This is a genomic window from Streptomyces sp. NPDC000229 (assembly GCF_040300825.1).
In the GTDB taxonomy this organism is placed as follows: domain Bacteria; phylum Actinomycetota; class Actinomycetes; order Streptomycetales; family Streptomycetaceae; genus Streptomyces.
In genome coordinates, this window is record NZ_JBEPEL010000126.1 from 1 (window position 1) to 12,634 (window position 12,634).

Consider the following 12,634-nt stretch of genomic DNA (forward strand, 5'->3'; position numbering starts at 1 on the left):
AAGGTGCTGGCGCCCAAGCAGCGCAGCGTCGTGGTGCTGCGGCACTGGGAGCAGATGAGCACCGAGGAGACGGCCGCCGCGCTGGGCATGTCGACCGGTACGGTGAAGTCCACGCTTCACCGGGCGCTCGCCCGCCTCCGCCAGGAGCTGGAGAGCCGGGACATCGACGCCCGCGCCCTGGAGCGTGACGGCCGTGCGGAGCGCGCGGCCGGACGTGGCCACGAACGGGGGCGGGAGCGGTGCGCGGCCTGAGCGCCAGAGACAGCGGGAGCGACGCGAGCGGCGCCGGCGGGATCCGGGCGGCGGGCACCACGGCGATGGCGGTGGCCGCCGCCATCGGCCTGCTCACGGTCGGTTGCTCCACCGGCGGCACGGGAACCCGGGACGAGGGCGCGGCCCGGGCCGACCAGAGCACGCCGACGAGCGCCCCGCCCCCCGGGTCGTCGTCCTCGCCGGTGAAGAAGGTGAACGCGGTCCGGCTGATCATGAACGACCCGAAGGTCAGCGACCGCGTCAAGGACGACCTCAAGCCGTGCGTGGAGGACGCCTACCCGGTGGACACCTCGTACGGGACCCTCACGGACTCCGGTACGCCGGATGTCGTGGTGAACGTGCTGACCTGCGGGGACGCCGTGGGCGTCGGGACGTATGTGTACCGTCTCGGGGACGCGAAGGACGACGCCAAGGGCACGACGTACGAGAATGTGTTCTCCCTGGAGGAACCGGCCGTCTACTCGGCGATCGACCGGGGGGACCTGATCGTCACCAAGCAGGTGTACGCGGAGGGCGACCCGGTGTCGTACCCCTCCGGCGAGGACGTGATCACCTACCGGTGGACGGGGAACAAGTTCACCGAGCACGACCGGGTGCACAACGAGTACAGCAAGACGGTCGGTGACGGCGGCATCGACGGCCCCGGCGAACCGCCCGCGCCCAGCAAGAACTGAGCAGCCACTTCAGAGAGCACGGAGAGATCACGTCGATGGCCGAGACCCATGTCCTGTTCGTGGAGGACGACGACGTCATCCGTGAGGCCACGCAGCTCGCCCTGGAGCGCGACGGTTTCGCGGTGACCGCGATGCCGGACGGGCTGTCCGGTCTGGAGTCCTTCCGGCAGCGGCAGCCGGACATCGCGCTGCTGGACGTGATGCTGCCGGGCATGGACGGCGTGAGCCTGTGCCGCCGCATCCGTGACGAGTCGACCGTGCCGGTGATCATGCTGTCGGCCCGTGCCGACTCGATCGACGTGGTGCTGGGCCTGGAGGCCGGTGCCGACGACTACGTCACCAAGCCCTTCGACGGCGCCGTGCTGGTGGCCCGGATCCGCGCCGTGCTGCGCCGCTTCGGGCACGCGGGCGGTCCGGGCGGCGGGGCGGGCGGTGGTGACGCGGACCGGGCCGGGCAGGACCAGGGCGGTGTCCTGGTCTTCGGTGACCTGGAGGTCGACACCGACGGCATGGAGGTCCGCAGGGGTGGCGCCCCGGTGGCGCTGACGCCGACCGAGATGCGGCTGCTGCTGGAGTTCTCGTCCGCGCCGGGCACGGTCCTGTCGCGCGACAAGCTGCTGGAGCGGGTCTGGGACTACGGCTGGGGCGGTGACACGCGCGTCGTGGACGTCCATGTGCAGCGGCTGCGCACCAAGATCGGCCAGGACCGGATCGAGACGGTCCGCGGCTTCGGCTACAAGCTCAAGGGATGAAGCCGCCCACACTGCGCACCGGTGTGAGATGGAAGATCTCGATCGCCATCGCCGCCGTGGGCGCCCTGGTCGCGGTCGCCCTCAGCCTCGTCGTCCACAACGCCGCCCGGGTCTCGATGCTGGGCAACGCGCGCGACGTGCAGATGGAGCGGCTGATGTTCGCGCAGCGGATGTACGAGTCGGCGAAGCCGAAGGCCGACCCCAAGTTCGGGGCGAAGCTCAATGACCCGACGCTGCCCCGGGAGCTGGACGAACTGATGCGGGAACGGCGCCGCGGGACGTATGTGCAGGAGCACGAGGACGGGCCGCCGGACGTGTGGGCCGCCGTGCCGCTGGGCAACGGGGACGTGCTGTCGCTGCACAGCCCGTTCGCCAGCCGCAGCACGACGATCATGAAGGACCTGGACGAGGCGTTGATCGTCGGCTCGGTGTCGGTCGTCTTCGGCGGCTGCGCCCTGGGCGTGCTGATCGGCGGCCAGCTGTCGCGCCGGCTGCGCAAGGCCGCCACCGCGGCCGGGAAGGTCGCCCAGGGCAATACGGAGGTACGGGTCCGGGACGCCATCGGCGGTGTCGTACGCGATGAGACGGATGAGCTCGCGCGGGCGGTGGACGCCCTGACGGACGCGCTGAACGAGCGGATCGAGGCCGAGCGGCGGGTCACCGCGGACATCGCGCACGAGCTGCGCACGCCTGTGACCGGGCTGCTCACGGCCGCCGAGCTGCTGCCACCCGGCCGGCCGACGGAGCTGGTGCGAGACCGGGCGCAGGCGATGCGCACGCTGGTCGAGGACGTGCTGGAGGTGGCCCGGCTGGACAGTGCCTCGGAGCGGGCCGAGCTCCAGGAGATCGCACTCGCGGAGTTCGTGGAGCGCCGGGTGGTCTCGCTGTACCCGGACGCCGTGGTGCGTGTGGTGCACGAGTCGTGGGTGAACACCGATCCGCGCCGGCTGGAGCGGATCCTGGGCAACCTGCTGGCCAATGCCGCCAAGCACGGCAAGGGGCCGATCGAGGTCACGGTCGAGGGCCGGGTGGTGCGGGTACGGGACCACGGGCCGGGCTTCCCGGAGGCGCTGCTGCGGGAGGGCCCGAGCCGGTTCCGCACGGGTGCCAGCGACCGGGCCGGTCAGGGTCACGGCCTGGGGCTGACCATCGCGGCGGGCCAGGCGCGGGTGCTGGGCGCGCGGCTCACCTTCCGGAACGCGGCGCCCACGGGCACCGCGCCGGGGGCGGGCGGTGCGATCGCGGTGCTGTGGCTGCCGGAGCACGCGCCGACGACGACGGGCAGCTTCCCGGTACTCCAGCTCCCCGATACGCCCTGATGCTGCCTGGAACCCCGGCTTCCCGGCAGGCCCGATGCTGCCTGGAACCCCGGCTTCCCGGCAGGCCTGACGGCGAGTGGCCCCCGGGGCCGGACGATCCCGGCGCCGGGGGCCACTGTGCGCGTACGAGCGGTCAGACTGCCGTGTCCGCGAGCTGCTCGTCCTTGCGGTCCGCCCCCGCCGGCGCGTCCTTCGGGCCCGCGCCCTTCAGCGGGACCTCCTTGACGAAGAAGGCCGCCACGAACCCGAGGACGGCGACCGTCGCGCCCACCAGGAAGGCGATGTGCGTGCCGGACGACACGGCGAACTGGTACGCCTCGCGCATCTGCTCCGGCAGCTTCGCCAGGCTCGCCGCGTCCAGCTGCGCCGACTGCTGCGTGGCCGCGCCCCCGCCATGCGCCGCCATCTCGTCCTGCACCCGGCCGGTGAACAGCGCGCCCATGAGGGCCACGCCGAAGGACGAGCCGAGCGTACGGAAGAGGGTGGTCGAGGACGACGCGACGCCCATGTCCTTCATCTCGACGCTGTTCTGCGCCACAAGCATGGTGATCTGCATCAGGAAGCCCATGCCGGCGCCGAGGACCGCCATGTAGACGCCCGAGGTGAACCGGGACGTGCCGGTGTCCATCTGCGCGAGGAGGAACAGCCCGGCGACCATCAGGGCGCCACCGACGATGGGGAAGATCTTGTACTTGCCGGTGTTGGTGGTGACACGGCCCGCGATCAGCGAGACGACCATCATCGACAGCAGCATCGGCAGGAGCAGCAGCCCCGAGTTGGTGGCGGACGCGCCCTGCACGGACTGCTGGTACAGCGGCAGGAAGAGCGTGGCGCCGAACATCACGAAGCCGGTGAGGAAGCCGATCACCGACATGAGGGTGAAGTTGCGGCTGCGGAAGATGTGCAGCGGCATGATCGGCTCGGCCGCGCGGGTCTCCACGAAGAGGAAGCCGGCGAGCGTGGCGAGGCCGAGGGTGCCCAGCCCCACGATGACGGCGGAGCCCCAGGCGTACTCCGTGCCGCCCCAGGTGGTGACGAGGACGATCGCGGTGATGCCGACGGTCAGGAGTGCCGCACCCAGGTAGTCGATCCGGGGCCGGCGGTCGCGCTCGGTCTTCGGCAGGTGCAGGACGGCGGTGACCATCGCGAGGGCGACCGCGCCGAGGGGGAGGTTGATGTAGAAGGACCAGCGCCAGCCCCAGTGGTCGGTGATGGTGCCGCCGACCAGCGGTCCGCCGATCATGGCGAGGGCCATCACACCGGCCATCATGCCCTGGTACTTGCCGCGCTCACGCGGCGGTATCAAGTCGCCGATGATCGCCATGACGCCGACCATCAGGCCGCCCGCGCCCAGGCCCTGCACAGCCCGGAAGCCGATGAGCTGGCCCATGTCCTGGGCCATGCCGCTGAGCGCCGAGCCGATGAGGAAGATGACGATCGAGGTGAGGAAGGTGCCCTTGCGGCCGTAGAGGTCGCCGAGCTTGCCCCAGATCGGGGTGGAGGCCGCGGTGGCGAGGGTGTACGCGGTGACCACCCAGGACAGGTGGGCGAGGCCGCCCAGCTCTCCGACGATCGTCGGCATCGCCGTACCGATGATCATGTTGTCCAGCATGGCCAGCAGCATCGCGATCATGAGCGCGAGCAGGACGACGCGTACGCTGCGCGGCGCTCCGGCCTTGGTGGTGGGCACTGTTTTCTCCAAGGGCTCCGACATGATCCCCGCTCCCGTTACTTACTTGCCGCCCGGCTAGTTACTAGACTGGGGACGGTAGACCCGTCACTAGCCGGGCGTCAAGTAAGTTTCGTGGGAGCGACCATGACCAGAGGCAACACCCGTCAGCGCATCCAGGACGTGGCCCTCGAACTCTTCGCCGAGCAGGGTTACGAGAAGACCTCGCTGCGCGAGATCGCCGAGCGTCTCGAGGTCACCAAGGCGGCGCTCTACTACCACTTCAAGACCAAGGAAGACATCGTCATCAGTCTGTTCCGCGACCTGACGCGGCCGATCGACGAACTGATCACCTGGGCCGAGAAGCAGCCACGCACCCTGGAGACCAAGCAGGAGATCCTGCGCCGCTACCACGCGGCGCTCATCGGCGCGGCGCCGCTCTTCCGCTTCATGCAGGAGAACCAGGCGACGGTGCGTGACCTGAGCATCGGAGAGACGTTCAAGGAGCGCATGCTCACGCTGACGCAGTTGATCCAGGAGCCGGACTTCACCATGGCCGACCGGGTGCGCTGCATCAGCGCACTGTTCACCATGCACGCCGGGATGTTCTTCATGCAGCACGTCGACGGCGACCCCGAGGAGAAGCGGACAGCCGTCCTCGAGGTCGCCGTCGATCTGGTGACCCGGGCCCACCAGGGGCCGGTGCAGGGCTGAGCGTCAGATGACGACGCCCTCGGCGCGCAGGAACTTCGCCGGGTTGAGCGCGGAGCCGTAGTTCGGGGTCGTACGGATCTCGAAGTGCAGGTGCGGGCCGGAGGAGTTACCGGTGTTGCCGGACCGGGCGATGGTCTCGCCGGTCTTCACGGTCTCGCCGACACCGACGTTGATCTTCGACAGGTGCGCGTACTGCGTGTACGTGCCGTTGGCATGCTTCACCACGATGGCGTTGCCGTACGCCGGGCCGTCACCGCCGCCGTTCGGACCGGCCTTGACGACGACACCGGAGTGGGCGGCCTTGACCACGGTGCCGACCGGCACGGCGAAGTCCTGGCCGGAGTGCTTGTGGGACCACATGGCGCCGCCCTGGTTGAAGCTGGCGGTCAGGGTGTAGCGGGCCACCGGCTTGACCCAGGAGGTGGCCTTCTTGGCGGCGGCCTTCTTGGCGAGGGCGGCCTTCTTCGCCGCGTTGGCCGCGGCGGCCTTCTTGGCGGCGACCGCCTTCTTCGCGGCGGCGGCCTTGGCGGCCTTCGCCTGCTGGGCGGCCTTGGCGAGCGCCGCCTGGGCGTCGGCCTGGGCGGCGACGGCGGCGGCGGGGCCCGACAGCGGGGCCGTCTTGCTGTCGGCGGCGACGGCGGCACCGCCTCCGAACACCATCGACGCTCCCATGCCGGCGGCGGCGAGGGCGACGACGGCGTTGCGGGTGGGGTGCTTGACGCGCTTCGACATACGGGGAAGTCCTCCGGACAAGAACGGACCCGACGCGAAGGGCGCGCCGGGCGGCTGGCTCATCCTTGGTAACCCGGCCACCCATCTCGCCTCAAACCACCCATCTACGGCATCTGGTCGTAGACAGTCCGGTGTGACGTGCGCTCTTGACGCACCACCCCGTCGCAGGGAAAGGGACCGAAATGTCCTTAGAACGGAAGGTTCATCCCCTCGGTGGTCCCCACCACCTGCTGCTTTTCCCCCTGCTCACCGCCCCCTCCGCCGCTCCCGGGCGCCGCTCCTCCCGCTCGCGGCCCCGAAAACGCGCCTCCTACCCGGACGGAAGCACTATTCCACCTAGTACCGCCCAAAACGCCTGTGCGCCTTGTCACGGCCGACGGGCCGGAAGACCCCCGTTCCGGACCGGCCGGACGACCGCCGACTGCTTCCGTCCGGCCGGGAGCGCCCCCTTCCCACCCCATCCCCCCTCCGCCATCCTCCTCACCATGAGCAGACACGTGATGCGCGTGACCGCCCTCGCCCTGGGACTCGCCGGGCTCCTCGCGGCGAGCAGCCTCCCCGCCGGGGCGGGCCCCTCCGACACCGCCCTCAAGGGCGCCATCGACACGATCCTCACCGACCCCCGGCTGGACGGCGGCGCGGCGGGAGTCGTCGTCGCCGATGCCGCCACCGGCGAGACCCTCTACCAACGGGACGGCGGCGACCGCCTCATGCCCGCGTCCAACACCAAGATCGCCACCTCCGTCGCCGCCATGGCACTGCTCGGCCCCGAGTACCGGTTCCGTACGGAGGTGCTGACCGCGGGCCGCTTCCGGGGCGGCGTCCTCCACGGCGATCTGTACCTGCGCGGGACGGGCGACCCCACCATCCTCGCCCAGGACTACGACACGCTGGCCGCCCGGGTAGCCGCGGCCGGGATCCGCCGGGTGACCGGGCGGGTCGTCGCCGACGACACCCGCTTCGACACGAACCGGCTGGGCCGCTCCTGGGCAGCGGACGACGAGTCGTCGTACTACTCCGCGCAGATCTCACCGCTCACGGTCGCCCCGGACACCGACTACGACTCCGGCACGGTCGTCGTCGAGGTCGGCCCGGCTGCCGGGGAGGGCGGGAGGCCCCGCGTGACCGTGACACCGGCGACCGACTACGTACGCGTCGACAACCGCGCCACCACCGTGGCCGCCGGCCGCCCCGACACCCTCACCGTCGAGCGGGAGCACGGGACGAACACCATCACCGTGACCGGCGAGATCCCCGTCCAGGGCTCCCCCACCAAGGAGTGGATCACCGTCTGGGAGCCGACCGGGTACGCCACCGCCGTCTTCACCGACGCCCTCGCCGCACGCGGGGTACGCGTCGCCGGGCCGCCCCGGCTGGGCGTCGCCACTCCCCCGGCGGCACGCGTTCTCGCCGGCCACAGCTCCATGCCCCTCAAGGACCTCATGCGGCCCTTCATGAAGCTGTCCAACAACATGCACGCCGAAGCGCTCACCAAGACCATCGGATACGAGACGTCCGGCCGCGGCACCTGGAGCGCGGGTCTCGCCGCCATCGGCGCGTACCTGAAGAAGGAGGACGTCCAGACGTCCACCCTCCGGCAGGTCGACGGCTCCGGCCTGTCCCGGATGAACCTCTTCCCGGCCGCCCAGCTCACCCGCCTGCTCCTCGCCGTCCAGGACGCCCCCTGGTACGCCGACTGGTACGCCTCCCTGCCGGTGGCCTGCGGCCCCGACCGCGCCACCGGCGGCACCCTCCGCACCCGGATGTGCGGCACCCCGGCCGCCCTCAACGCCCGGGCCAAGACCGGTTCCCTGACCGGGGCCTCCGCACTCTCCGGGTACGTCACGGACACCGGGGGACGCCGCCTCGTCTACTCCATCGTCCTCAACAACTACCTCGCCCCCTCCGTGAAGAGCATCGAGGACGCCGTTGTCGTGACCCTCGCCGGCTCCGACACGGCCACGAACACCATCAGCACCGTGGCGCCGGCCCGCCTCCGCTCCACGGAACCGTCCGCCGACCTGGAATGCTCCTGGCGCAAACCGCAGCACTGCTGAGAACGCGGAAAGGGGCCGCCCCGATGGGGCAGCCCCTTTCAGTCAGCGGTCGTTGCCGCTTACGCGTCCTTCGACAGGTTCGGACCGGCGCCGCCGGCGGCCTGCTCGATCGGGGGGACGTCCGGCAGGGCGGACTTCTCCTCGCCGCGGAAGGTGAACTTCTTCTCCGCGCCCTCGCCCTCGGTGTCCACGACCACGATGTGACCGGGGCGCAGCTCGCCGAAGAGGATCTTCTCCGACAGGATGTCCTCGATCTCGCGCTGGATCGTCCGGCGCAGCGGCCGGGCGCCCATCACCGGGTCGTAGCCGTGCTTGGCCAGGAGCTCCTTCGCGGAACCGCTGAGCTCGATGCCCATGTCGCGGTCCTTCAGGCGCTCGTCCACCTTGGCGATCATCAGGTCGACGATCTGGATGATGTCTTCCTGGCTGAGCTGGTGGAAGACGACCGTGTCGTCGACGCGGTTGAGGAACTCGGGCCGGAAGTGCTGCTTCAGCTCTTCGTTGACCTTCGCCTTCATCCGGTCGTAACCGGTCTTGACGTCACCCTGCGCCGCGAAGCCCAGGTTGAAGCCCTTCGAGATGTCCCGGGTCCCGAGGTTGGTCGTCATGATGATGACCGTGTTCTTGAAGTCCACGACCCGGCCCTGGGAGTCGGTCAGGCGACCGTCCTCCAGGATCTGGAGAAGGGAATTGAAGATATCGGGGTGGGCCTTCTCGACCTCGTCGAAGAGGACGACGGAGAACGGCTTCCGGCGGACCTTCTCGGTGAGCTGGCCGCCCTCCTCGTAACCCACGTATCCGGGCGGGGAACCGAAGAGGCGGGAAACCGTGTGCTTCTCGCTGAACTCCGACATGTCGAGGGAGATCATCGCGTCCTCGTCGCCGAAGAGGAATTCGGCGAGCGTCTTGGACAGCTCGGTCTTACCGACACCGGACGGGCCGGCGAAGATGAACGAGCCACCCGGGCGCTTCGGGTCCTTCAGGCCGGCGCGCGTACGGCGGATCGCCTGCGACAGGGCCTTGATGGCGTCCTTCTGCCCGATGACGCGCTTGTGGAGCTCGTCCTCCATGCGCAGCAGGCGGGAGGACTCCTCCTCCGTGAGCTTGAAGACCGGAATGCCGGTGGCGGTCGCGAGGACCTCGGCGATCAGCTCGCCGTCGACCTCCGCGACGACGTCCATGTCGCCGGCCTTCCACTCCTTCTCCCGCTTGGCCTTCGCCGCCAGCAGCTGCTTCTCCTTGTCGCGGAGAGACGCCGCCTTCTCGAAGTCCTGGGAGTCGATCGCGGACTCCTTGTCGCGACGGACACCGGCGATCTTCTCGTCGAACTCGCGGAGGTCCGGCGGCGCGGTCATCCGGCGGATGCGCATCCGGGAGCCGGCCTCGTCGATCAGGTCGATCGCCTTGTCCGGCAGGAAGCGGTCCGAGATGTACCGGTCGGCCAGGGTGGCGGCCTGGACCAGCGCCTCGTCCGTGATGGAGACCCGGTGGTGGGCCTCGTAACGGTCCCGCAGGCCCTTGAGGATCTCGATGGTGTGCGGCAGCGACGGCTCCGCGACCTGGATGGGCTGGAAGCGGCGCTCCAGGGCCGCGTCCTTCTCCAGGTACTTGCGGTACTCGTCCAGCGTGGTGGCACCGATGGTCTGCAGCTCACCACGGGCCAGCATCGGCTTGAGGATGGACGCCGCGTCGATCGCGCCCTCGGCCGCGCCCGCACCCACCAGGGTGTGGAGCTCGTCGATGAACAGGATGATGTCGCCGCGGGTGCGGATCTCCTTGAGGACCTTCTTCAGGCGCTCCTCGAAGTCGCCGCGGTACCGGGAGCCGGCGACGAGCGCGCCCAGGTCCAGGGTGTAGAGGTGCTTGTCCTTGAGGGTCTCGGGCACCTCGCCCTTGACGATGGCCTGCGCCAGGCCCTCGACGACCGCCGTCTTGCCGACGCCGGGCTCGCCGATGAGGACCGGGTTGTTCTTGGTCCGGCGGGACAGCACCTGCATGACCCGCTCGATCTCCTTCTCGCGCCCGATGACCGGGTCGAGCTTGGACTCACGAGCGGCCTGGGTGAGGTTCCGGCCGAACTGGTCGAGGACCAGGGACGTCGAGGGGGTGCCCTCGGCAGGACCACCGGCGGTGGCGGCTTCCTTGCCCTGGTAGCCGGAGAGCAGCTGGATGACCTGCTGCCGCACCCGGTTGAGATCGGCGCCCAGCTTCACGAGGACCTGGGCGGCGACGCCCTCGCCCTCGCGGATCAGGCCGAGCAGGATGTGCTCGGTGCCGATGTAGTTGTGGCCGAGCTGAAGGGCCTCGCGGAGCGACAGCTCCAGGACCTTCTTGGCACGGGGCGTGAAGGGGATGTGCCCGGACGGGGCCTGCTGGCCCTGGCCGATGATCTCCTCCACCTGCTGGCGGACCGCCTCGAGCGAAATCCCGAGGCTCTCCAGGGCCTTAGCGGCGACACCCTCACCCTCGTGGATAAGGCCCAGGAGGATGTGCTCGGTGCCGATGTAGTTGTGGTTGAGCATCCGGGCTTCTTCCTGAGCCAGGACGACAACCCGCCGCGCGCGGTCGGTGAACCTCTCGAACATCGTTAATCGCTCCTCAGAGCGGTCAGGCAGTAAGGGGTCGGTCCCCTCCCTGTCCTTCCGCAGCTTAGTCCCGCAAGCGGGGACCGCTCATTCCAACTGCCGACACCCGTCTCTGGCCTCCTGACCCGAACGCCGACAAATGCTCCAACCCAATAGTCCGAGACGATGTTCCCGCAGGCCAGGCACTTACCCTCAACGGCAGTACGCCGATGGCGAACGTGAGACGCCGGATCCCGCGTGTCGCCCGTCCTCACGAGGAATGTCTTACCCGTAAGCACTGACACTCCATGCGGCGTACCCCGGTTCCCTCAGCTACGGGCGAACACCCTTGCGCTCCGCCACACGGCGCGCACCCCCTCCGTCCGGACACACAGCGTGCCGAAGTCGGAACGGTGCGTAACCCGCGGCCATGGTCATGAGTTCCCCGGGCATGGCCTTCACCCTTTCGCTCCCGGCACCCCGTTCACCGTTCAACCGTGACGGCCTGGCGTGGTGGTACGAGCACGAGCTCGGCTGGGCCACGGCGGCGGGGGACGGCGGGGGTCCGGTCGAGTTGCTCACGGGACTGCGCTTCGACGTCCTGGAACTGCCGGCCGCCGCCGGGTTCGCCGTGCTGCGGCGGGTGGGCGGCCGGTGGCCCGTGGCCCTCGCGGGGCAGAGGATGCGGCTGCTGGTCGCCGCGGGCGCCACGGACGAGCTGCCGGGGTTGCTCGACTGGCTGGAGTGGGGAGGGATCGCCCTCGATCTGGTCGCCCTGGGCGCCGGTGACCGGACGACCGCTCCCATTCCCCCAGGATGGAGCGGGTCCGGCTCACCCGGCGCCGCCTCGTGGCTGCGCCCCCCCGAACCCGGGCGCGAAGTCGAGCCGTCACTTCCGGCCATGCCGGCCGTGGGGGGCGTCGTCGGCGCCCCCTGCCTTGTGCGGCTCGTGGACGCGGCGGCATCGGAATGCCACCGGGTCCGTCTGCTGGGTGCGGACCGCACTCAGCGGTTGGCGTCCTCGTAAGCCTGCTTGATATCGGCAGGCACGCGGCCGCGGTCGTTCACGTTGTAACCATTCTCCTTGGCCCATGCGCGAATCTTCGCGGTGTCGGGGCTGCCACCCGCGGCGGCCCGGCCCTTGCCACGTCCGGCCGAAGAGCGCCCACCGGTACGACGGCCGCTCTTGGTGTACGGCTCGAGCAGGCTGCGAAGCTTGTCGGCATTGGCGGTGGTGAGGTCGATCTCGTAGGTCTTGCCGTCCAGAGCGAACGTCACCGTCTCGTCCGCCTCGCCACCGTCGAGGTCGTCGACAAGAAGGACCTGAACCTTCTGTGCCACCGGATTTCCTTTCATCGAAAATGCAGTACGCGGAAAGGAAACCGCTTTTCCCTGGAAAACACAAACCCCTGGGAGAGGTTCAGATCCCCGAGAGCACGGGAAACATGCGCGATTCGGACATAGGGTGCCGGATGCGGGATCAGCAGATCACAGATGCAGAAGCATCCGGCTGTTGCCCAAGGTGTTCGGCTTCACCCGTTCGAGACCGAGGAACTCGGCGACGCCCTCGTCATAGGAACGGAGGAGCTCGGTGTAGACATCTCCGTCGACCGGGGTCTCACCGATCTCGACGAAGCCGTGCTTCGCGAAGAAGTCGACTTCGAAGGTCAGGCAGAAAACCCGGCGGACGCCGAGCCAGCGAGCGGTGTGCAGCAACTTGTCGAGCACTTGATGACCGATGCCGGCGCCCGTCAAGTCGGGATCGACCGCGAGAGTACGCACTTCGGCGAGGTCTTCCCACATCACATGCAGTGCTCCACAGCCGACCACAGTGCCGTCCTCGTCGCGTTCCGCTACCCAGAACTCCTGGATGTCCTCGT

Annotated in this window: 12 protein-coding genes; 7 read left to right on the forward strand and 5 right to left on the reverse strand. The window is 69.5% G+C overall.

Translation table 11 applies throughout. The features are described from left to right. The 4 genes from ABT360_RS33850 to cseC form a co-directional block, all read left to right on the forward strand. Window positions 1-252: sigma-70 family RNA polymerase sigma factor (locus ABT360_RS33850; protein WP_351825344.1), on the forward strand; the 252-nt coding region annotated here is incomplete at its 5' end. Then, window positions 240-947 (forward strand): hypothetical protein, encoded by a 708-nt coding sequence (locus tag ABT360_RS33855; RefSeq protein ID WP_444852373.1) that lies wholly within the window; start codon window positions 240-242, stop codon window positions 945-947. The genes ABT360_RS33850 and ABT360_RS33855, both read left to right, overlap by 13 nt. Window positions 948-982: 35 nt before the next feature. Continuing rightward, window positions 983-1,699 carry a two-component system response regulator CseB gene (gene cseB / locus ABT360_RS33860; protein WP_351825346.1) on the forward strand — a complete coding sequence of 239 codons (717 nt, stop codon included), beginning with the start codon at window positions 983-985 and terminating at the stop codon, window positions 1,697-1,699. Further along, window positions 1,696-3,018 (forward strand): two-component system sensor histidine kinase CseC, encoded by a 1,323-nt coding sequence (cseC, locus tag ABT360_RS33865; protein WP_351825348.1) that lies wholly within the window; start codon window positions 1,696-1,698, stop codon window positions 3,016-3,018. The genes cseB and cseC overlap by 4 nt, the downstream gene beginning before the upstream one ends. Before the next feature lie 133 nt (window positions 3,019-3,151). Here the strand turns inward: cseC and ABT360_RS33870 are convergent, their stop codons facing one another. Beyond that, window positions 3,152-4,732 carry an MDR family MFS transporter gene (locus ABT360_RS33870; protein ID WP_351825350.1) on the reverse strand — a complete coding sequence of 527 codons (1,581 nt, stop codon included), beginning with the start codon at window positions 4,730-4,732 and terminating at the stop codon, window positions 3,152-3,154. A gap of 102 nt (window positions 4,733-4,834) precedes the next feature. Between ABT360_RS33870 and ABT360_RS33875 the strand changes: the two genes are divergently transcribed. After that, window positions 4,835-5,401 carry a TetR/AcrR family transcriptional regulator gene (locus tag ABT360_RS33875; RefSeq protein WP_351825352.1) on the forward strand — a complete coding sequence of 189 codons (567 nt, stop codon included), beginning with the start codon at window positions 4,835-4,837 and terminating at the stop codon, window positions 5,399-5,401. A 3-nt stretch (window positions 5,402-5,404) separates the two neighbouring features. On the opposite strand, the gene ABT360_RS33880 is transcribed toward ABT360_RS33875, so the two are convergent. Further along, the gene (locus ABT360_RS33880; protein ID WP_351825354.1) at window positions 5,405-6,133 is read right to left on the reverse strand and encodes a M23 family metallopeptidase; all 729 of its coding nucleotides are present in this window, start codon (window positions 6,131-6,133) and stop codon (window positions 5,405-5,407) included. A gap of 485 nt (window positions 6,134-6,618) precedes the next feature. Here ABT360_RS33880 and dacB point away from each other — a divergent pair, with 485 nt between their 5' ends. Continuing rightward, window positions 6,619-8,190 (forward strand): D-alanyl-D-alanine carboxypeptidase/D-alanyl-D-alanine endopeptidase, encoded by a 1,572-nt coding sequence (dacB, locus tag ABT360_RS33885; protein ID WP_444852374.1) that lies wholly within the window; start codon window positions 6,619-6,621, stop codon window positions 8,188-8,190. A 59-nt stretch (window positions 8,191-8,249) separates the two neighbouring features. Here the strand turns inward: dacB and ABT360_RS33890 are convergent, their stop codons facing one another. Beyond that, window positions 8,250-10,775: an ATP-dependent Clp protease ATP-binding subunit gene (locus ABT360_RS33890; RefSeq protein WP_064067384.1), complete on the reverse strand. Its 2,526-nt coding sequence runs from the start codon at window positions 10,773-10,775 to the stop codon at window positions 8,250-8,252. 430 nt (window positions 10,776-11,205) lie between these two features. Between ABT360_RS33890 and ABT360_RS33895 the strand changes: the two genes are divergently transcribed. After that, window positions 11,206-11,781: an SCO3374 family protein gene (locus ABT360_RS33895; RefSeq protein ID WP_351825356.1), complete on the forward strand. Its 576-nt coding sequence runs from the start codon at window positions 11,206-11,208 to the stop codon at window positions 11,779-11,781. On the opposite strand, the gene ABT360_RS33900 is transcribed toward ABT360_RS33895, so the two are convergent. Further along, entirely contained in the window at window positions 11,760-12,095 is a 336-nt protein-coding gene (locus ABT360_RS33900; RefSeq protein ID WP_351825358.1) for a histone-like nucleoid-structuring protein Lsr2, read from the reverse strand. The two genes, ABT360_RS33895 and ABT360_RS33900, sit on opposite strands and share 22 nt — an antisense overlap. Before the next feature lie 147 nt (window positions 12,096-12,242). After that, window positions 12,243-12,634: amino-acid N-acetyltransferase (locus tag ABT360_RS33905; RefSeq protein ID WP_351825360.1), on the reverse strand; the 392-nt coding region annotated here is incomplete at its 5' end.